Annotated in this window: 17 protein-coding genes and 1 tRNA gene; 16 read left to right on the top strand and 2 right to left on the bottom strand. The window is 46.6% G+C overall.

Translation table 11 applies throughout. The features are described from left to right. Nucleotides 1-25 precede the first annotated feature (25 nt). Both B0D95_RS15820 and B0D95_RS15815 read right to left on the bottom strand, forming a co-directional pair. Nucleotides 26-562, bottom strand: a complete 537-nt coding sequence (locus B0D95_RS15820; protein ID WP_078045794.1) for an XrtA/PEP-CTERM system exopolysaccharide export protein — start codon at nucleotides 560-562, stop codon at nucleotides 26-28. A 127-nt stretch (nucleotides 563-689) separates the two neighbouring features. After that, nucleotides 690-2090: a TIGR03013 family XrtA/PEP-CTERM system glycosyltransferase gene (locus B0D95_RS15815; RefSeq protein WP_168172467.1), complete on the bottom strand. Its 1401-nt coding sequence runs from the start codon at nucleotides 2088-2090 to the stop codon at nucleotides 690-692. Between the two features lie 230 nt (nucleotides 2091-2320). Here B0D95_RS15815 and tviB point away from each other — a divergent pair, with 230 nt between their 5' ends. From tviB to B0D95_RS15735, 16 genes are all read left to right on the top strand, one after another. Continuing rightward, nucleotides 2321-3595 (top strand): Vi polysaccharide biosynthesis UDP-N-acetylglucosamine C-6 dehydrogenase TviB, encoded by a 1275-nt coding sequence (gene tviB / locus B0D95_RS15810; protein ID WP_078044797.1) that lies wholly within the window; start codon nucleotides 2321-2323, stop codon nucleotides 3593-3595. A 13-nt stretch (nucleotides 3596-3608) separates the two neighbouring features. Then, on the top strand, nucleotides 3609-4616 hold the full coding sequence (locus B0D95_RS15805) for an NAD-dependent epimerase (protein WP_078044796.1): 1008 nt from the start codon (nucleotides 3609-3611) through the stop codon (nucleotides 4614-4616). A 66-nt stretch (nucleotides 4617-4682) separates the two neighbouring features. Then, nucleotides 4683-5591 (top strand): XrtA system polysaccharide deacetylase, encoded by a 909-nt coding sequence (locus tag B0D95_RS15800; protein WP_078044795.1) that lies wholly within the window; start codon nucleotides 4683-4685, stop codon nucleotides 5589-5591. 34 nt (nucleotides 5592-5625) lie between these two features. Further along, nucleotides 5626-6588: an acyltransferase family protein gene (locus B0D95_RS15795; protein WP_078044794.1), complete on the top strand. Its 963-nt coding sequence runs from the start codon at nucleotides 5626-5628 to the stop codon at nucleotides 6586-6588. Between the two features lie 336 nt (nucleotides 6589-6924). Further along, nucleotides 6925-7001 (top strand) — tRNA-Arg (locus B0D95_RS15790). Between the two features lie 83 nt (nucleotides 7002-7084). Then, a complete protein-coding gene (locus B0D95_RS15785) occupies nucleotides 7085-8503 on the top strand; it encodes a mannose-1-phosphate guanylyltransferase/mannose-6-phosphate isomerase (protein ID WP_078044793.1) in 1419 nt (472 codons plus the stop codon). A gap of 3 nt (nucleotides 8504-8506) precedes the next feature. Beyond that, nucleotides 8507-9931 carry a phosphomannomutase gene (locus B0D95_RS15780; RefSeq protein ID WP_078044792.1) on the top strand — a complete coding sequence of 475 codons (1425 nt, stop codon included), beginning with the start codon at nucleotides 8507-8509 and terminating at the stop codon, nucleotides 9929-9931. Between the two features lie 292 nt (nucleotides 9932-10223). Further along, complete coding sequence (locus B0D95_RS15775; RefSeq protein ID WP_078044791.1) at nucleotides 10224-11549, top strand: UDP-glucose/GDP-mannose dehydrogenase family protein; 1326 nt, start codon at nucleotides 10224-10226, stop codon at nucleotides 11547-11549. A 25-nt stretch (nucleotides 11550-11574) separates the two neighbouring features. Beyond that, nucleotides 11575-12642 carry a dTDP-glucose 4,6-dehydratase gene (gene rfbB, locus B0D95_RS15770; protein WP_078044790.1) on the top strand — a complete coding sequence of 356 codons (1068 nt, stop codon included), beginning with the start codon at nucleotides 11575-11577 and terminating at the stop codon, nucleotides 12640-12642. A gap of 55 nt (nucleotides 12643-12697) precedes the next feature. After that, nucleotides 12698-13573 (top strand): glucose-1-phosphate thymidylyltransferase RfbA, encoded by an 876-nt coding sequence (gene rfbA / locus B0D95_RS15765; protein ID WP_078044789.1) that lies wholly within the window; start codon nucleotides 12698-12700, stop codon nucleotides 13571-13573. Next, nucleotides 13570-14451, top strand: a complete 882-nt coding sequence (gene rfbD / locus B0D95_RS15760) for a dTDP-4-dehydrorhamnose reductase (protein ID WP_078044788.1) — start codon at nucleotides 13570-13572, stop codon at nucleotides 14449-14451. The genes rfbA and rfbD overlap by 4 nt, the downstream gene beginning before the upstream one ends. 8 nt (nucleotides 14452-14459) lie before the next feature. Beyond that, a complete protein-coding gene (gene rfbC / locus B0D95_RS15755) occupies nucleotides 14460-15008 on the top strand; it encodes a dTDP-4-dehydrorhamnose 3,5-epimerase (RefSeq protein ID WP_078044787.1) in 549 nt (182 codons plus the stop codon). Between the two features lie 6 nt (nucleotides 15009-15014). Then, nucleotides 15015-15533, top strand: a complete 519-nt coding sequence (gene cysC / locus B0D95_RS15750; RefSeq protein WP_078044786.1) for an adenylyl-sulfate kinase — start codon at nucleotides 15015-15017, stop codon at nucleotides 15531-15533. A gap of 20 nt (nucleotides 15534-15553) precedes the next feature. Beyond that, entirely contained in the window at nucleotides 15554-16384 is an 831-nt protein-coding gene (locus B0D95_RS15745; RefSeq protein WP_078044785.1) for an ABC transporter permease, read from the top strand. Beyond that, entirely contained in the window at nucleotides 16374-17717 is a 1344-nt protein-coding gene (locus B0D95_RS15740) for an ABC transporter ATP-binding protein (protein WP_078044784.1), read from the top strand. Before B0D95_RS15745 ends, B0D95_RS15740 begins: the two co-directional genes overlap by 11 nt. After that, nucleotides 17717-21868 carry a glycosyltransferase gene (locus B0D95_RS15735; RefSeq protein ID WP_078044783.1) on the top strand — a complete coding sequence of 1384 codons (4152 nt, stop codon included), beginning with the start codon at nucleotides 17717-17719 and terminating at the stop codon, nucleotides 21866-21868. Before B0D95_RS15740 ends, B0D95_RS15735 begins: the two co-directional genes overlap by 1 nt. Nucleotides 21869-21875 lie beyond the last annotated feature (7 nt).

Here is a 21875-nt window from a genome sequence, read left to right as displayed (position 1 = left end):
AATACGGAAAATGCAAAAGCGCGCCTTAGAAGGCGCGCTCGGGAACACTGACGATATCGGAAGGCTGTAAGTCATAGTTGGTTTCAACATCACCCGCTGACATCAAATTATCCAGACGAATGCGATAGACCTTCACCTCACCGTTAATACGACGATACAGCTTGGCATTATTCGCCGATGCAAATTCATTAGGGCCACCAGCCATGAGCACCAAATCCAACACCGTCATACCTTCGCGATAAGGAATGGATTGCGGCGCTTTAACGGCGCCGGTAATGCGCACGCGGCGCTGGAAATCTGAACTGCTGGGGTTGGATACAATCACCGTGACTTGCGGGTTGCGTACATAAGAAGCAAGGTCTTTGGTGATAGCAGCCGACAGCTCTGTGGCTGTGCGATTAGCGGCAAGAATATCGCCAATCAAGGGCATGGACACCTTGCCATCGGGGCGAACCGGCACAGAGAGTGATAACTCCGGATTGCGCCAGACGTTAATCTGGATCGAATCGCCCACACCAATACGGTATTCGCTGAGCAATCCCGCCTCTGATAATGGCGGCATATCCGATGGCTTACTGCTGCTACAGCCGGCCAGCACCAGGAGCATTATCAATTGGGTAACCCAAAGTAGTTTTCTCACAAGACATCTCCTTCGCAAGCGCTGCGATAATGGTGGCCGTACCGGTTGATCAATGTACACCCTTGCCAAGCAAGACGATTTCCACCGTCTGGATCATGATAAGCATGTCCATCAGGAAGCTGTGATTCTTGGTGTAGTAAAGGTCGTACTGAAGTTTGTTCTTGGCATCTTCTACTGAAGCGCCGTAGGGATACTTAAGCTGGGCCCAGCCCATAAGACCGGGCTTCACTTTGTGACGAGTTTCATAGAATGGGATCTGCTTTGCAAGATCTACCACAAATTCAGGCCGCTCCGGACGCGGGCCGACAAAGGACATCTCCCCCGCCAGCACGTTATAAAGCTGGGGCAACTCGTCGAGCCGGGTATTGCGGATAAAAGCCCCCACCCGGGTAACGCGTGCATCATTCTTTTTGGCCCATACCGCACCGTTTTTCTCCGCATCCTGCCGCATGCTGCGGAATTTATAGATGCGGAAGGTTTTACCGTTAAGGCCAACGCGGGTTTGGAAGTAGAGCACGGGCCCCGGACTTTCCAGGCGAACCGCAATCGCGGTCAGCAACATAAATGGCCATAACATAAGGAAAAACAGCGACGCCAAGGCAACATCAAAAATCCGTTTGGCAATGGATCGACGCTTGGAATACTTGAAGCCGTCGGAGAACAACATCCAACTCGGCTGTAATAAAGTGATATCAATCTTGCCCAGCTCCCGCTCACAAAAGCTGAGCGCATCGCTGGAGGGAACACCGGCCAATTTACAATCCAAAAAATCGCTGAGTGGAAATACATTGCCGCCACTGCGACGCCGCTCGTCAGGTGCAATCACTATTTCAGAAATCTGTGCACTTCTTACGTAGGCCAACCAATCTTGCGGTTCGGGTACAACCAGCTCGGGGTTCACGGCAAGTGCTTCATTTGCACTCGGCACACAACCAACAACCTTCACCCCCAGAGCACCGACCTCGGGCGCCAGATCTTCCAACAACTTTTGCGCGCGCGCGCCTGCACCGTAGATAATGACGCGGCGCTTTAGCTGATCGGCATCGACAGCCTTAACAAAAATGAAACGCGTCACCAATACAGCGGCCGTAGCAATCAGGACGCCCCAGAAAATCAACGCCTGGGGAATCAGGTTATCCCACAGCGAACTAACCAGATATAACGCCAGACTGCCCAGCAGGAAAAAACTCACCAGTGTGCGCAATACCATGCTCGAAAAACCTTCGCGCACCAAGGCGGTATAGACGCCCATGGATAAGGTACAGCAACTCAGCAACACGGAAAAAACCACCAACGGCAAGAGCGAAGACTCAAACTCCAGCGCGGGATTCACCGCCAGCACCAACCGGTTCGCCGCCCACAGCGAAACACCTAACAATATAGCTTCAGCTATACCGAGAAAGAGGTATGGCAGGTGGATGTAGTGTTTATTGAGTCTGACGTAAGACAAAAGCGATTCCTTCAGGTGAATTATGTAGGCTGGACTTTTAATAGCCGTGCATTATAGCGATATTGTGTTACAAAAGCGCGGTCATCGACGACGGTATTTTGTCACAGACAACAGGTGTCTATAGCCAGTCACAGAAAGCGTCAGAATGCATTCGCGACAATATAAAAAATGCCGCCAAATGTGGTAACTTAGCGCCCCTCTGGATCCACCTCTTGCTAAGGACTTTTCACATGCTCGCAAGCAGCCCTTCGCTTTGCATTATCGGTTTAGGTTATGTCGGTCTGCCGCTCGCGGTGGAATTCGGTAAGAAAATCAACACTATTGGCTTCGACATCAACCCCGCGCGCGTTGCCGCACTGCATAAGGGTATCGACAGCACACTGGAATTGACCGCCGAGGAACTGGCCGAAGCCACCCACATCAGTTACACCACCCAGGAAGAAGACATCAAAGGCCGTGACGTTTATATAGTCACCGTTCCCACGCCCATTAATGATAGTAAACAACCGGACTTAACGCCGCTGGAAAAAGCCTCCGCGTTGCTCGGGCGAGTCATCGGTAAAAATGCGGTAGTAGTGTTTGAGTCCACGGTTTACCCGGGGTGCACCGAGGAGATTTGTGTCCCTATCATCGAGAAGGTGTCGGGCCTGAAGTTCAACCAGGACTTTTTTGCTGGCTACAGCCCCGAGCGCATCAACCCGGGCGACAAACAACATCGCGTGCACAACATCACCAAAATCACCTCAGGTTCGACACCGGAAGTGGCCGAGTTTGTCGACCAGCTCTATCGCCGGATTGTGGTGGTTGGCACCCATAAAGCCAGCAGCATCAAGGTAGCCGAAGCGGCCAAGGTGATCGAAAATACCCAACGCGATATTAATATCGCGTTGATTAATGAGCTGTCGCTGATTTTTAAACGCCTCAATATAGACACCATTGAGGTGCTGGAAGCGGCCGGCACCAAGTGGAATTTCCTGCCGTTCCGTCCGGGCCTGGTCGGCGGCCACTGCATCAGTGTTGACCCCTATTACCTGACCCACAAAGCTCAGCAAGTGGGTTACAACCCGGAAGTGATTCTGGCCGGTCGACGCATTAATGATGGCATGGGCACCTTTGTGGCCGAGTCAGTGGTCAAGATGATGACCCAGCGCAAATGCCATGTGGTGGACTCCAACATCCTGATCATGGGACTGACCTTTAAAGAAAACTGCCCGGATTTGCGCAATACTCGTGTCATCGACATTATCAATGAGCTCAAAAACTACAACGCCAATGTGCACGTATTCGATCCTTGGGCCGACGCCGCCGAAGCACAGCACGAATATGGGCTGGACTTGATTGAGTCCCCCAAACCCAACAGCTATGACGCAATCATTCTGTGCGTTGGCCACAATAGCTTCCGCGACATGGGCGCAGAAGCAATACGCACACTGGGCAAAGACAACCATGTGCTGTTCGACGTAAAACACATTCTCCCCAAAGACGCCGTTGATGCGCGTCTCTAATTAAGGATCTGCTATGAAAGTATTGGTCACAGGCACCGCCGGCTTTATCGGCTCAACCCTCGCCAAACGCCTGCTCGCCCGCGGCGATGAGGTAATCGGCATCGACAACCTCAACAACTACTACGATGTGCAAATCAAAAAAGACCGCTTGGCCCACCTGACGGGCAATAGCGCATTTACTGATATCCGCTGCAATCTGGAAGACAAAGCCGCTATCGACAATGTGTTCAAAACCCACAAGCCGGATCGTGTTGTTAACCTCGCCGCCCAAGCAGGCGTTCGCTACTCGCTGGAAAACCCCCAAGCTTACATTGATGCCAACATCACCGGCTTTTTGAATATTCTGGAAGGCTGCCGCCACTTTGGCACCGACAATCTGGTCTATGCCTCCAGCAGCTCGGTCTATGGCATGAACACCGCCATGCCGTTTGATGTGCACAATAACGTCGACCACCCTGTCAGCCTCTATGCAACCAGTAAAAAAGCCAATGAATTAATGGCGCACACCTACAGCCATTTATTCAAGATCCCGACAACCGGCCTGCGCTTTTTCACTGTCTATGGCCCTTGGGGTCGCCCCGACATGGCGCTGTTTATTTTCACCAAAAAAATTCTCGCGGGCGAACCGATTGATGTATTCAACTACGGCAATCATCGCCGCGACTTCACCTACATTGATGACATAGTGGAAGGCGTAGTGCGCACCCTGGATAACGTTGCCACCCCCAATAGTAACTGGAGCGGCGACAAACCCGACCCCGCCACCTCCAGCGCCCCCTATCGCATTTACAACATTGGCTCGAATAACCCGGTCGAACTCTTGCGCTACATTGAAGTGCTGGAAGATTGCCTGGGCAAAAAAGCCATTAAAAACCTGTTGCCACTACAGGCGGGCGATGTCCCGGATACCTACGCCAATGTGGATGCGTTAATTGAAGATGTTGGCTATAGACCCACTACTCCGGTCGAAGTGGGCATAGAAAACTTTGTGAAATGGTATCGCGACTATTACAAGGTGTGATCGCTGATAACGGCATCGAAAGATGCCGTTGAGCTTATGCACAACAACCCCCGAGAGCAGCGCACAATGAGCCAAACCGCCATCACCCACGCCATGACCGTCGATGTAGAGGATTACTATCACGTCGCCGCATTTGCCAAGGTGATTAAACCCAGCGAATGGAATAACTGGCCGTCGCGTGTTGAACAAAACACTGAGCGCTTGCTGCAATTGTTTGCCGATCACAATATTAAAATTACGTTTTTTATTTTGGGTTGGGTGGCAGAAAAATATCCGCAATTAGTAAAGACAATTCATCAGCAAGGCCACGAAATTGCCTCCCATGGTTTTAGCCATCAGCTGATTTATAACCAGACACCTGAAGTGTTCCGCGCCGAGACGGCAAAATCCAAACAGCTATTAGAAGACCTGACGCAGACCCCTGTGACCGGCTATCGCGCCGCCAGTTATTCCATCACCCGCAAATCGCTGTGGGCATTGGATATTCTCGCCGAGTTGGGTTTTACCTGGGACTCCAGTATTTTTCCCACGCGCCACGACAACTATGGCATTCCCGGCAGCCCGGAAGAGCCCTACCAAATCATTACCACCAACGGCACAAAGCTACTCGAATTCCCACTCACAACCGCCAAGGTACTGGGCCAACGTATTCCCGCCGCCGGTGGCGGCTATTTCCGTCAATATCCCTATGCCTTGTCCAAATGGCTCTTCGCACGCGCCAGCTTGAATCAAACCAAGCCACAAATTTTTTACCTGCACCCCTGGGAGATAGACCCTGACCAGCCGCGCGTCCCCAACGCCAGTTGGTTCAGCAATTTCCGCCACTACACCAACCTCAAACGCTGCCTGCCACGCCTTGAGCACATGATTCGTGATTTCCAATTTGGCACTATGAGTGAGAGTTTGGGCACCATAGATATTAGCCAAAAACTAAGTATCGCAGAACTAGCAACAGGCCTGCCCCGTCAAAACTAATTTAAGCAAAACCGATACAAGAAAAGGACTCCAAATGAGAAATTTAACGCTGGATCAAGCCAGAATCATTCTTTCGATTTTGGTAATCATTAATCACTCTGCTTTTTTAAAGGATTATTCGGCTCATCTGAATTATTTTTTTACGCAATCCGCTTTTCGTTTCAGCGTTCCTACCTTTTTTATTGTGGGAGGGTTCTTTTTTTATAGCCTTATTAGCAAGCATGCATTCTCTGGTTTCAAAAGATGGTTTATGGCCATTTTATTGATGCATACATTTTGGTCAATTGTTTACCTCTACTTCTATATACCAGTTAATGCCTCTTTTCTTGAAATAGCGGTAGAAGTCGCAAAGAGATACATAGAGGGATATTGGCACTTATGGTTCACCATGGGCCTACTGGGTGCAGGCGTATGCATGTTTATGCTAAAGAAACAATCATCGCATCATCTCTTTATTTTATCGATAATACTTTTTTTAACGGGATGTTTCATTCAGTACGCTGGCAACTATCATCTTTTTGGCAATAGCATTGTCGACAAAATTTTCAACAAAACCCATATTTACAGAAATTTTTTATTATTCTCGCTACCTTTTTTTATCATTGGATTTCTGATTGCTAGAGAAAATCTGCAAACCCGATTTGAGTCAAAACATTTATTCATTATTTTTTCTATCTCATGGGTATTGCTTTGCCTGGAAGGAGGCATAAATACTCTTTTCATTGGAGATCTACGCCAACATTTTGATATGCTTTTTCTGCAATTTGCCTCCGCAATATCATTATTTTTGCTGCTAATAAAATCAGCGCGAAAAACCACCTCGGACATGTTCGCAAAAGTTTCCGCCGGGATTTACTTTTCTCACCCTTTGTTTTTATTAATACTACCTGGCTACATAACATCAAAAACCTTGGTATTTATATTCACAGTGGTACTCTCCGTACTAACAGCCGTATTACTGACAAAAATAAGTGTGCGCTTAAAATTTATTCTGTAATGTACGATTCAGGCAACGCAGATAGGTGCAAATTATAATGCTTGCGCATACACCAATCGCGCCTCAACGCAGTGCATTTAATGCTCAATACAGAATGAGCTGCACCAACATATACCAAACAAAACAATTGCGAAATCGCCATCTGTTCTGCATTGAAATACAGGCAATCAAAAGAAGCTGCTGAAAAATCAGATTTTGGAGGATAACGGCATAGACGATCCCGCTCTGTAACAGTAGAATCTCGCCTTGCAGAAGGAGTTAGCACTGGCCGCGAATAAAATGTGACCAGACCAGAAAGCAAGCCGAAAATTCAACATCATTTATTACTTCCTTCTCGCATCCGTAGCTCAGCTGGATAGAGTAGCGGCTTCCGAAGCCGTTGGTCACAGGTTCGAATCCTGTCGGATGCGCCATATTTTCAAGAAGCCATCTTTGCGGTATTACTAGCTAGGCACAAATATTGTTGAGGCTTTCTTAACGTCCAACGGGGATTATTATGCTTCTACCTGTAATCATGGCTGGCGGATCTGGTAGTCGCCTATGGCCACTGTCGCGCGATTTAATGCCCAAACAGTTTTTAAACCTGGATGGCAAATCAACCATGCTGCAGGCAACCGTCAAGCGCTTGAAGGGTTTGGATACACTTCCACCGCTAGTCATTTGCAACGAAGAACATCGCTTTATTGCTGCTGAGCAACTGCGCCAGATACAGCAACTGGATAACAATATTATTCTGGAGCCTGCGGGTAGGAATACTGCACCCGCAATTGCTTTAGCCGCGATTGCAGCCCTTAAGAAAGGCTTGGATCCACTGCTGCTAGTACTGGCTGCCGACCATATTATTTTGGATGAGCAAGAATTCAGACGCGTTGTTTCAGCGGCAGTCCCCTGCGCCCAGCAAGATAAATTAGTTACCTTTGGCATTGTTCCCACCGCACCTGAAACCGGCTATGGCTATATACAAGCAGCCAGCGCGCTGGATGCCAATCAGGAACAACGCGTCTACGCCGTCAAACAGTTTGTGGAAAAACCAAACTTGTCTACCGCTCAACAGTATCTTGCCAGTGGCGATTTTTACTGGAATAGCGGGATGTTTCTGTTTAAAGCCAGTGTCTATTTGGACAATCTCAAACAATACCGCCCGGATATTTTTGCCGCCTGTGAATTGGCGATGGAAAATATCGACCCGGATTTGGACTTTATCCGTGTCAACAAAGAGGCATTTTTACAGTGCCCCGATGACTCCATCGATTATGCCGTGATGGAAAAAACCGATAGCGCCGTTGTTATCCCTCTGGATGCCGGCTGGAGCGATGTGGGCTCCTGGTCATCGCTGTGGGAAGTATCGGAAAAAAATACCGAGGGCAATTCGCACAAAGGCGATGTGCTTTCTTTTAATAGCCAGAACAATTACGTGTTTGCAGAGACCGGGCTGGTGGCAACTGTCGGCCTGGAAAACACCATTGTGGTACAAACCAAAGACGCCGTGCTGGTCGCGTCAAAAGACCATGTTCAGGATGTAAAAGCGATTGTGCAGAGCCTGAAAAAAAGCGGCCGCCCGGAGCACCGGGTCCATCGCGAAGTTTATCGCCGTTGGGGCAAGCAAGACTCCATCGACACAGGTTACCGCTACCAGGTCAAACGCATTACGGTGATGCCAGAGCAAAAAGTCTCCATGCAGATGCACCATCATCGCTCCGAACACTGGATTGTGGTCTCCGGCACCGCCAAGGTAAGCATTGATGGCAAAGAATCTCTGCTTTCCGAGAATCAATCGGTGTACATCCCCCTGGGGACAGCGCACGCGCTGGAAAACCCCGGCAAAATCCCGCTGGAACTGATCGAAGTTCAGTCCGGTGCTTATTTGGGTGAAGACGATATTGTGCGCTTTGCCGAACGGTTCAATAGGCCTTAAATCATGACACTATCACTTCAGCAGATTATTGGTGAAAGCGGTATCAGCTTCGGCACGTCCGGTGCGCGCGGGTTGGTCAGCGACTTCAGCGATGACGTAGTCGCCAGCTTTGCACAGAGCTTCTTATTGGGTATGCAGCGCGAATTTCAGGTATCGCGCGTGGCGATTGGCATTGATAACCGCCCCAGTAGCCCCGCCATGGCGGCCGCTTGCAGTGGTGCGGCGCAGGCATTGGGCATTGCCGTTGATTACTATGGCGTACTGCCAACCCCGGCGCTCGCCTATCAGGCAATGCAAGATGGCGTACCGGCGATTATGGTAACCGGCAGCCACATCCCCTTTGATCGCAACGGACTCAAGTTCTATCGCCCAACCGGTGAAATCACCAAGGCCGATGAACAGGCGATTGTCAGCACCCAGGCTGCCCTGACCCCTTATTCCAGCGCCCTGCCTGCCGTTAACCCGCTCGGCGCCGAGAATTATATCCAGCGCTACCGCGAGGTGTTTGCCCCTGGCATTATGCAAGGTCTGCACATTGGTCTTTATGAGCATTCAAGCGCCGGGCGCGATCTCTATGCCAACCTATTCCGCAGTTTGGGGGCCGAAGTCACCAGCCTGGAGCGCACGGATACCTTTGTTCCCATAGATACTGAAGCTGTGGCCGAAGTAGATGTGCAGAAAGGTCGCCAGTGGTCAAAAGCCTACGGGTTTGATGCCATCTTCTCCACCGATGGCGATGGCGACAGACCGCTGATTGCCGACGAAAACGGCGAATGGCTGCGCGGTGATATTGTTGGCCTGCTGTGCGCCCGCCAACTGGGGATACGCGCCCTGGCGGTTCCCGTAAGCTGCAATACCGCCATTGAAAAATGCGGTGCTTTCGATGAGGTTGCGCGCACCAGAATTGGCTCCCCCTATGTAATTGCCGCACTGGAAGCCCTTGCCCCAAATCACGCCTCTATTGCCGGTTTTGAAGCCAACGGCGGCTTCTTATTAGGGTCGGATGTACAGCTCAATGGCAAGCCGCTCAAAGCCCTGCCCACCCGTGATGCACTCTTACCCGGAATCGCCCTGATTGCGGCAGCAGCCGACCTAAAACTGTCTGCCCAGGTCGCCGCATTGCCCGCGCGCTTTACTGCCAGTGACAGGATTCAAAACATCGCCACCAACACCAGCAAGGCTTTTATTGCGGAGGTCACCCAGGATCCTGCCGTTTTGCTCGACCTGCTTGCACTTGGCCCCAAAACCGTCGCCGCACTGAACACCACCGACGGCTTACGCATCAGCTTTACCGATGGTGAAATTATTCACCTGAGGCCATCCGGCAATGCGCCGGAATTGCGCTGTTACGCGGAAGCAGACGATCAGGCCACCGCCATTCAACGGGTCAAACAGGTACTTGATGCGCTAAAACTCAAGCTGGCTTAAGTTACACAATCCGCAGACTGGCTAAATTGGATTTGAACGCCACTTGCCAAACAAGGTAGACTTCGCCGCATTCGGCCGGTGGTAATAAGGCGCGGCGAAGCGCTACAACCACCGCAATGACCAGAATACTGGCATGATAAACACGGCAATTACACATCAGAACCCCTTTGTTACTGTCATGCCACTCGCATACCTGCAACCTGTTTTTGCTCACGCGCGCCGCAACAATCGTTATTCTCGCTGGATTATTGAATTGGTTTTTCTCTTTGTCTTATAAAGGATATAACTCACCATGAAAGTTACCGTTTTTGGAATTGGCTATGTCGGCTTGGTGCAGGCAGCAATTCTGGCTGAAGTGGGCCATGATGTTGTCTGTGTGGATGTAGATGCAGACAAGGTAGAGGCCTTAAAGCAGGGCCGTATCCCGATCTATGAACCCGGCCTTGAGCCTTTGGTAAAAGAGAACTTCGCCGCCGGTCGCTTGAGTTTCACTGTCGATGCCGCCCATGGTGTTAAACACGGCGAAGTACAGTTCATTGCCGTAGGTACACCACCCGATGAAGACGGCTCCGCTGACCTTAAGTATGTACTCGCGGTTGCCAGCACCATCGCCGAGCACATGGAATCACACAAAATTGTAGTGGATAAATCCACAGTACCCGTCGGCACAGGCGACCGGGTCAAAGCCAAAATCGCCGAAGTCCTGCAAAACAAAGGTAAGAGCCAGCTCACCTTTGATGTCATCTCCAATCCAGAATTCCTCAAAGAAGGCTCTGCTGTTGCCGACTGCATGAAGCCAGATCGCATTGTGATCGGCACTGACAACAAAGACGCCGAAGATGTGATGCGCGAACTTTATGCTCCTTTTAATCGCAACCACGAAAAAATCATCGTGATGGACGTGCGCAGCGCCGAGCTGACCAAATATGCCGCCAACTGCATGCTCGCCACCAAGATCAGTTTCATGAACGAAATGGCCAACCTCGCCGAAATCCTCGGCGCCGACATTGAAGCGGTACGTCACGGCATAGGCAGTGACCCCCGTATTGGCTACCACTTCATCTACCCTGGTGTTGGCTATGGCGGCTCTTGCTTCCCGAAAGATGTGCAGGCACTGATCCAGACAGCCGACCATATCAAATTCGACGCCAAAGTGTTAAAGGCCGTAGAAGCACGCAACAACGAACAAAAAACCACCTTATTTGCCAAGATCCACAAACATTTCAACGGCGACCTCAAAGGCAAAACCTTTGCACTCTGGGGCTTGAGCTTTAAACCCAATACGGATGATATGCGCGAAGCACCAGCACGCGTCGTGATGGAAGCCCTCTGGGAAGCTGGCGCCAAGGTACAGGCATTTGATCCGGAAGCCATGAACGAAACCCAACGTATTTACGGCAACCGCGACGATCTGCTGCTGTGCGGCACCAAAGAAAGCGCACTTAAACATGCCGATGGACTGATCATCGTCACCGAGTGGCAAGCCTTCCGCGCCCCGGATTTCGACCTGATCAAAACCATGCTCAGCCAGCCAACCATTTTTGATGGCCGCAATATGTACGACCCCAAGCGATTAGCGAAGCGCGGCTTTACCTACTACTCTGTTGGCCGTCAGTAATCTACAAAACGAACAGGATGTAATTATGAAAATTTTGGTCACCGGCGGCGCCGGATTTATCGGCTCAGCCGTTGTACGCCACATCATTAACAACACTACCGACCATGTCGTCAATCTGGATAAGCTGACTTATGCCGGCAACCTTGAATCACTAACCAGCGTTGCCGATAACGCGCGTTACACCTTTGAACAAGTGGATATTTGTGATCGCAGCACATTGGACAGAGTCTTTGCCCAGCACCAACCAGATGCGGTGATGCATCTGGCAGCCGAGAGTCACGTAGATCGTTCTATCGATGGCCCCGCTGCGTTTATTGAGACGAATATCGTAGGCACCTACCAATTGCTGGAAGCCAGCCGTAATTATTGGAAGGACTTACCCGATGCACGCAAAGCAGCCTTCCGCTTCCACCACATTTCCACGGACGAAGTTTATGGCGACCTGGAAGGGCCGGAAGACCTGTTTACCGAAACCACGCCCTACGCGCCTAGCTCACCCTACTCTGCCAGTAAAGCCAGTTCGGATCATCTGGTCCGCGCCTGGCGCCGTACCTATGGCCTGCCAACCCTTGTCACCAACTGCTCCAACAACTATGGTCCCTATCATTTCCCTGAAAAGTTAATCCCACTGGTTATCCTCAATGCACTGGAAGGAAAACCTCTACCGGTTTATGGCAAAGGCAATCAAATCCGCGATTGGCTATTTGTAGAAGATCACGCTCGTGCACTGTACAAAGTTGTTACAGAAGGCAAAATTGGCGAGACCTATAATATTGGCGGCCACAATGAGAAACAAAATATTGAGGTCGTGCATACTATCTGTGCACTGCTAGACGAATTGCGTCCGCTCAGCCAAACCGCATTAGGCATCAAAGCACACAAGGATTTAATTACTTTTGTACAAGATCGCCCCGGTCATGACATTCGCTATGCTATCGATGCAAGCAAAATCCAGCGCGAGCTGGGCTGGTCACCCGAAGAAACCTTCGAGTCTGGCATCCGCAAAACCGTTATCTGGTACCTTGAAAACCTCAACTGGGCACAACGTGTTCAGGACGGCAGCTACCAACGCGAACGTCTCGGCACACAATAACTTTTCATCGGCATGAATGTGCCGGTGACTCCTTTACAGAACTTCAGGATTTTCTATGAAAGGTATTATTCTGGCGGGAGGCAGCGGCACCCGCTTACACCCTATTACCAAAGGTGTTTCTAAACAGCTGCTACCGATCTACGACAAGCCCATGATTTATTACCCGCTCTCAGTGCTGATGCTTGCGGGTATTCAAGACATCCTCATTATTACCACCCCGGAAGACTCCGCCAGTTTCATGCGCCTGCTGGGCGATGGCTCGCAATACGGTATTCGCCTGAACTACGCTGTACAGCCAAGTCCGGATGGCCTAGCCCAGGCATTTATTATTGGCGAAGGCTTTATCGGCAAAGACAATGTCTGCCTTGTGTTAGGTGACAATATTTACTACGGCCACGGCCTCACACAAAGTCTGCAAAGTGCAGTAGCACGCAAAACTGGCGCCACCGTATTTGGTTATCATGTCAATGACCCTGAGCGTTTTGGTGTGGTGGAGTTTGATGCACAGATGCGCGCAATCTCCATCGAAGAAAAACCCAAACAGCCAAAATCCAATTATGCGGTAACAGGGTTGTACTTTTATGACAACGACGTGATTGAAATTGCCAAAACCATCAAACCTTCCCACCGTGGTGAACTGGAAATTACCAGCGTTAACAATGCCTATTTGGAACGCGGCGATTTAAATGTAGAACTGCTGGGTCGCGGTTACGCCTGGCTAGACACCGGCACTCACGAAAGCCTCCTTGAGGCGGGTCATTTTGTGCAAACCATTGAACACCGCCAAGGCCTCAAAGTGGCATGCCTGGAAGAAATAGGTTTCGTCAATAAATGGATTAGCAAAGAACAATTAATTGCTGAAGGTAAGGCGCTGTCCAAAACCGGTTATGGGCAGTATCTGTTAAAAATTGCGGAGCAATCCAAGGCATGAAAATTTTAGTGACCGGCGCCAATGGCCAGGTAGGTTACTGCCTGCAGCAACAATTGCGTGAACAAGGATGGGATTTTGTCGCACTGACTCGCACCGAATTAGATATCAGTGACTCCGTCGCTGTTAATAGCGCTGTCGCACAATACCAACCCGACATTATTATCAACGCGGCAGCCTACACCGCCGTCGATAAAGCCGAACAAGAACAGGCACTGGCCTATGCCATCAATCGCGATGGCCCCGCCAACCTCGCTCGCGCGGCCAAAGATAATGGCGCCGCGATATTCCATATCTCAACCGATTATGTATTCGCAGGCGATGCAACAGGCACCTACAGCGAAAACGACACTACCGCACCGCAAGGTGTATACGGCCATAGCAAACTGGAAGGCGAACAAGCCGTCTCCGCCGCCAATGACAAACACATTATTTTGCGCACCGCCTGGGTATTTGGTGAACATGGCAATAATTTTGTTAAAACCATGATACGCCTCGGCAGCTCCCGGGACACTCTCGGCATAGTGGCCGATCAGGAAGGCGGCCCCACCTACGCCAGCGATATTGCCAACGCACTGCTCAGCATTGCCAAACACTACGCCACAGGTAACACGACTCCCTGGGGTACTTACCACTATGCAGGCCTCCCCCATATCAGCTGGTTTGGTTTTGCCCAACAGATTTTTTCCCACGTTGAGCAAGCAGGGCTTTATAACAAGGCGATACCGCAACTCAATGCCATCACAACTGCCGACTACCCAACACCGGCAAAACGCCCTGCCAACTCAAAACTCGATTGCAGCAAATTGGAAAATGCATTTGGCATAGCACCAAGCGATTGGCAATCGGCATTAAAAAATATCAGCGCCTACACCGCATAAGGTCAGACATGAACGCAATTAAAACCGAAATCCCCGATGTTATTATTTTTGAACCAAAAGTATTTGGCGATGAACGCGGCTTTTTTTTTGAAAGCTTCAATAAAAAATTATTTATAGAAGCAACAGGCCTACAACAAGAGTTCGTACAGGACAATCACTCCAAATCTAGCAAAGGCGTATTGCGCGGCTTGCACTATCAATTACCACCCATGGCACAAGGTAAACTGGTACGTGTCGTACAAGGCGAGGTGTTTGACGTTGCCGTAGATATTCGCAAATCCTCACCCACTTTTGGACAATGGGTTGGTGTACATCTCTCTGCCGAAAACAAACGTCAATTATGGATTCCAGAGGGGTTTGCTCACGGCTTTTTAACACTGAGTGATACAGCCGAATTTCTTTATAAAACGACTAACTACTACTCACCTGAGCATGAAGGTGCTCTTCTATGGAATGATGAAGAAATAGGAATCACTTGGCCCGACATTACAAATGGCCCACTCCTAAGCACAAAAGATATGAACGCTGCAACACTACATCAATTTCTCACAGAATAAGCTTTTATGAAAACATCAACGTTATGGCTAACTGGCCTGAGTGGCTCAGGAAAAACTACCGTGAGCATTGCGCTAGCAGATCAACTCGCCAACTCTAATCTCTGCACATATATTATAGATGGTGACATTCTTCGTTCTGGATTATGCAAAGACCTGGGTTTTAGTCTCGACGATAGAAAAGAGAATATCCGCAGAGCAGCTGAAGTCGCCAAGATACTCAACGATGCAGGAATTGTTGTAATTTGTGCCCTTATATCTCCATTAGATGAGGATAGAAGAATCGCGAAATCGATTATTGGAGAGCATAATTTTTTTGAGATATATCTATCAACACCGCTATCTGTTTGTGAAAAAAGAGATGTAAAAGGACTCTATAAAAAAGCCAGGGCGGGACTCATCGAAAACTTCACGGGCATTTCATCTCCCTATGAGGCGCCACAAACACCGTGGATAAGCATAGATACATCAGATAAAAATATTGATGAGATTACCTCGTCTATTATCAATAAATTAAATGCTCAATAATTTAAGTTTAGAGCTAAAAAATGAATTCAAGATATAACCAAAGCACCTCGTTAATTAAACTAGCGAAAACCGTTTTAACTAATAAACACGTTATCCATCAATTGACAGTACGCGAGTCAACTGGGAAATACAAAGGTTCAATAATAGGCTTGGGATGGTCACTGTTTCATCCTATTCTTATGCTTTCTGTTTATACATTTGTCTTTTCTGTGATTTTTAAATCGCGCTGGGGAGAGGCCTCAAATCAAAGCCAATTCGATTATGCTATAATTATGTTTGTTGGCATTATCATTCATGGAATTTTATCTGACGTATTAAATAAAGCATCAACATTAATTACAAGCAATGTGAATTATGTAAAAAAAGTAGTTTTCCCCCTCGAAATATTACCAATTATATCCTTGGGCTCAGCCCTGTTTCATGCCTGTATCTCCTTGGCAGTACTATTAATTGCATACGCACTAGTAAATCATTCGTTGCACCTCACTGTTTTTTTACTCCCAATTATTCTCATGCCATTTATGCTGCTAGTTCTTGGGCTGGCATGGATAATATCCTCACTCGGTGTGTTCATTAAAGACACTAGTCAAACCGTCTCTATTATTACATTAGTTATGCTATTTCTGGCGCCTGTTTTTTATTCCGCAGAAGTAGTACCGGAAGCATATCGTTTCCTACTCAACATGAACCCCTTGACTTTTATTATTGAACAATCGCGTAACGTCATTATTTTTGGCCAATATCCAAATTGGAGTGGACTATTGATGTACAGCTTGTCTGGCTCAGCTATTTTTTGGCTCGGCTATGCTTGGTTTCAGAAAACAAAAAAAGGGTTTGCCGATGTCATCTGAAATTTCTATTAGTGTGAATAGCATAAGTAAATGCTTTCACATATATGCAACACCTGGTGACAGACTAAAACAGTTTATTTATCCCAGCTTACGACATGCATTAGGCATGAAAGCAAAGCAATATTTTACAGAGTTTTGGGCATTATCAGAAATCTCTTTTAATGTAAAAAGAGGTGAAACTGTAGGAATTGTGGGCCGCAACGGCAGCGGGAAATCAACCTTATTACAATTAATATGTAACACACTAACACCAACCTCTGGCGCCATAACAATTGATGGGCGTATTGCCGCACTGTTAGAGCTTGGCTCTGGCTTTAATCCAGAATACAGTGGACTTGATAATATTTATATGAATGGAGCCATTCTTGGCCTCACCAAAGAAGAAATAAACTCAAAGCTTGAGCGTATCATTGCATTTGCAGATATAGGTGATTTTATTAATCAACCTGTTAAGACATATTCCAGCGGAATGATGGTTCGCTTGGCATTTTCTGTCTCTATCAATATTGAACCAGAAATCCTAATTATTGATGAAGCCCTTGCTGTAGGTGATGAGTTATTTCAAAGAAAATGCTTTGCAAAACTTGAAGAAATCAAGAACAACGGAACCACCATCCTTTTTGTATCTCATTCCGCATCCCAAATTCTTCAATTATGCGATAGAGCAATTTTATTAAATAAAGGCCAATTACTTCTGGATGGTCAACCAAAGAAAGTTATCGACTTATATCAAAAAATACTGTATTCAAAAGATTCAATCGTTATTGGAGATTTAATTGAAGACAATATCGCGGTAGAAAACAGTAATGCCTCTAGCAACAAGACGGAAGAGCGTACACAGCTAACTGAAGAAACATTCGACGAACATCTAAAACCCCAGAATACCATTCTGTACGAAGCAAAAGGGGCAACAATACAAGAACCTGCAATATTTACCTCAACGAATGATCGAGTTAATGGCTTGATTCGTGGACGTCGATACAACTATCGTTTCAAAGCTATTTTCGACAGGGAGATTTCTTGTGTTCGTTTTGGTATGTCTATTAAATCCGTGTCGGGCTTAATGCTGGGCGGCGCCCATTCAGCCCATTCATTTCAAGATGCCATTCCGCTTGTAAAAGCAGGGGAAAGCATTGAGGTAGACTTCTCGTTTACTTGTAATCTTAATCCAGGTACATTTTTCATGAATGCAGGGATTTTTGGAGTAGTCAATGGAGAAGAAACCTTTGTCCACCGTATAGTTGATGCAGTAGCTTTCAGAGTATTGCCAATAATCAACAACGTTGAAACTGAAGTTGTTAATCTGGAAATAAGCGCGAGCACCTATAGATAATGAAAAATTTATTCACAGATTTATTTGTTTCATGTCCCAATAATGGCGGCATTTACTTCGTTCACAATGAAACACCCCAAAAATTAGACTCCTTAAATACTACAGGTCTTTGTTACACAGAAGGAAAGCTAATCCGCGGACTACAACCTGCAAGTATTGCAATTTACTCGGATGACTATTCTGAAATCTTGCAATCAACAATTAAATTTGATGACATTCATGATGTACTCATCCATGAAAGCTTTTATTACCTAGTAAGTACAACAACGAATGAAGTTATTCAGCTTGATGATACTCTACGTCTAAAACAAAAATGGATGCTGCCAGGCGACAATGATTCATCCCACTTAAATTGTGTTGCGGTATGGAATAACAAAGTTATTGCTTCTGCTTTTGGCACCTTCACCGCGCATCGAGAATATAAAAACAATAGTGCGAACAAAGGAATAATATATGACCTTGCCACAATGCAACCTATTATTACTGGATTATCGCAGCCACACTCTCCATATGCTATAGGCAATAACCTACTGGTTGCCAACTCTGAAACAAATGAAGTCATAGAATTTAACGAAGATGGAAAAATCTATCGTCGTATAAAGCTCGATGGATATACACGAGGAATCTATTATCGCAATGGCGTTTTATTTGTTGGACTAAGCAGATCAAGAAATGTCGAAAATACTGGCCAGGCATCAGCTGTGGTTGTCGCTCTTGATTATAAGTCTTTCTCTGAAATAAGCAGAATCTCTATTCCATCACGAGAAATCTACTCAATCGTAGAAATAAACGATTCAAATCACAAAATAAAAATACTGGCCCATATTGCAAATCAAGCCAGCATCATTCATGAAAGTATAATAACAACACAGATTAATGAAACAGAAAAGGCAAAAAAATGGGCTTGCGGTCTTGACGAAGAACTCAACACTAGAAACACACAACTGAAAACTTTACAAGAAGAATTTGAAGAACGCTCTTCTTGGGCGCTGCAATTAAACGACTCATTGGAAAAAGAACGCCAATTTAATGCAGATCTTCTGAAAGAATTAAATTTGCAAGAAGATGAGATAAATAAAACCAAATTGTTACTTGACCAAAACACCAAAGAGGTTGCACTAAAAAACAGTGCATTACAGGCAAAATCTGCTGAAAATGAAAGTCTCAACTTCGAACTGACAAGACTTAGAGCTATGCTTGATGAGCGTACCAACTGGGCAAAAAATTTAAATAGTGATCTGGAAGAAAGTCGTGATTATTTACGAAAAATAAAGTCAGAACTAGAAGATAAATCTTCGCATATTCGAAATCTCATAACAGAGACAACAGCTATACGACTAGAAAATGAAAAAAAATCTCAGGACATACAAGCATTATCTCTCGAATTAAATCGTACTCTTTTACTAGTAGAAGAGCGTACTTTATGGGCCAAAAACAATGATCAAAACCTGATTATTGCCAACCAACGTATTAACCAATTGCACTCCGAGCTTGAAGATAAAATAAAGTGGGCTCGCCGGCTTGACGAAGAACTATTTGCGCTTAGAAAAGCTGATGAAGAAAAATCCCAAGAACTAAACAAACTTAATCTGGATTTACATCGCTTAAATTTGCTTGCAGAAGAAAACATATTGACTGCCAAAAACAACCAATATCTTTCCGTTGCCAATCAGCAAATTAACGAGCTACAGATTCAAATTGAGCACCACAAAAATTGTAATTCCGCACAGGCTAAAGAATTAGCAGAGATGGCACTGAAACTAAGAGAATTAAACGAATCATTACTGCAATCGCTTGCAGAGAAAAATGATATAAAAGCAAATTTAGATAGCACTACAATGTCACTCTCGAAAATCACAACTGAATTGGCAACCAAAACTCATGACTACCAAAGAATTATTCGATCGCGCTCTTGGAGAGTGACAAAGCCTCTGCGCTTTCTGGGAAGATTGTTTCGCATGGAAACTGATGTGGTTGCCAACTCTCTTCGCCCTCATATACAAAAATTTGGCCGAAATACTTATAAGAAATTACCACTCAATAAGCGCACTAAAGATTTTTTAGCCACTTGCGCATATCGTATTGCGGGACCGCTTTTTGAAGGGGTTGTCCATTATGAAATTTGGAAAAGACGAGTAAATCCAAAAACGCTGGCAATCAAAACAGACGGTGTTGTTTCACCTGACGATATTCAAGCAACTCTAGAGTCACTGGAATTGCCATGCATAGAAAAACCATTAGTTTCAATTGTCATTCCTAGTTATGGCAATCTGCCCATCACGCTGACATGCCTAAAATCCATCGCCAAATACAAGCCGAAGGCATCAATCGAAGTTATTGTACTGGAGGATAGGTCGCCAGACCATGAGATCCATAGGCTACAACAGGTAAAAGGGCTTCGCTATGAAGTAAATCCTGTAAATCTTGGCTTTGTACGATCATGCAATCGAGCAACATCCCTTGCAAATGGCGAATACATTTATTTACTAAACAACGACACAGAAGTAACGGAAGGCTGGCTGGATACCATGCTGGACGTATTCAATCGCCATAATGACTGCGGCATGGTTGGATCGAAACTTGTATATCCAGATGGCAGACTGCAAGAAGCGGGAGGCATATTATGGAGGGATGGCTCCGCCTGGAATTATGGAAGACTACAAGACCCAAGCTTACCGGAGTTCAATTATATAAAAGAAGCGGATTATTCATCGGGTGCATCGCTGCTTATCAAAAAGAGTCTTTTCATTGAACTTGGCTTGTTTGATGAACGCTATGTACCTGCATATTGCGAAGATTCTGATCTTGCCTTCAAAGTGAGAGCAGCGGGCCTTAAGCTTTACTATCAGCCTGCATCGATAGTAGTCCATTATGAAGGAGTATCGAATGGAACAGATGTACACGGCACAGGAGTCAAATCCTATCAAGTTGCCAATCAAACGAAATTTCTCGAAAAATGGCAGAATGTACTTAACACACACCCCAAAAATGCAGAGCTTGTTTTCAGCGCTCGGGATAAATCGCTGCGAAAACCTTGCGTTGTCATTGTTGATCATTATGTCCCGCAACCAGACAGAGATGCTGGCTCGCGCACTATGGTTGCATTTATAAAATCATTGCTACGCATGGGATGCAATGTAAAATTTTGGCCAGACAATCTTTGGTATGACCCAACATACACTCCACAATTACAGCAACTTGGCGTGGAGGTTCTTTATGGCCACGAATACACTGGAAAATTTGAACAATGGATTAAATCCTCAGAAGGCGCAATAACTCAAGTATTGTTAAGCAGACCTCATATAAGCATCAACTATCTTGAAGTCCTTGCAAAATTTCCCGATATCAGAGTTGCGTATTATGGTCACGATCTACATTTTGCCAGAATTAAAAATGAAGCCGAGATAACCAATAATGATAGCTTGCTTAAAGATGCTGAGCGCTACTTGCAAATGGAAAGCAGCATCTGGAAGTCTGTCGACATCGTACTTTATCCATCAGATGAAGAAACTAGCTTTATCAATCAAAATTACGCAGATATTAATGCACAAACTATCTCCCCATACACTTACGGCCAAGCCTCGGAGTATTTGAAGCGCTCGGCAATAGCGGATAATGTTATTATTTTTGTCGCAGGCTTTGGGCATCCTCCAAACGCAGATGCGGCAAAATGGTTCATCAATGAGATACTACCTATCGTACGCCAAACCATTCCGGATATTATGGTGTACTTAATTGGCTCCAATCCATCCGATGATGTAAAAGCCTTAGCTGCCGAAAATATTATTGTTACTGGGTATGTTACCGATGAACAACTGCTGCACTACTACTTAACAGCACGTGTTGCCGTAGTTCCCCTGCGTTATGGCGCAGGCATAAAAAATAAAGTAATTGAAGCCATGGCCTATGGAACTCCATTAGTAACAACAGAAATTGGCGCGCAAGGATTGGCTGAACTTGATAAACTAATACCGGTGACCTCAGATGCCTCGGCCTTTGCAGGATACGTATGTACACTCCTGAAAGATAACGATGAATGGCTCAAAACGTCGCACAACGGCGCGACATTTGTCCTGAATCGCTTCTCTGAAAAAGCAATGGAAAACATGCTCGGTCAAGCATTACAACTCAACACAACCAACGAAAATTAGAAATAGT

The organism is Cellvibrio sp. PSBB023 (assembly GCF_002007605.1).
Taxonomy (GTDB): Bacteria; Pseudomonadota; Gammaproteobacteria; order Pseudomonadales; family Cellvibrionaceae; genus Cellvibrio.
The sequence above is the reverse complement of the archived record's forward strand: the minus strand, read 5'-3'. Positions and strand labels throughout refer to the sequence as shown.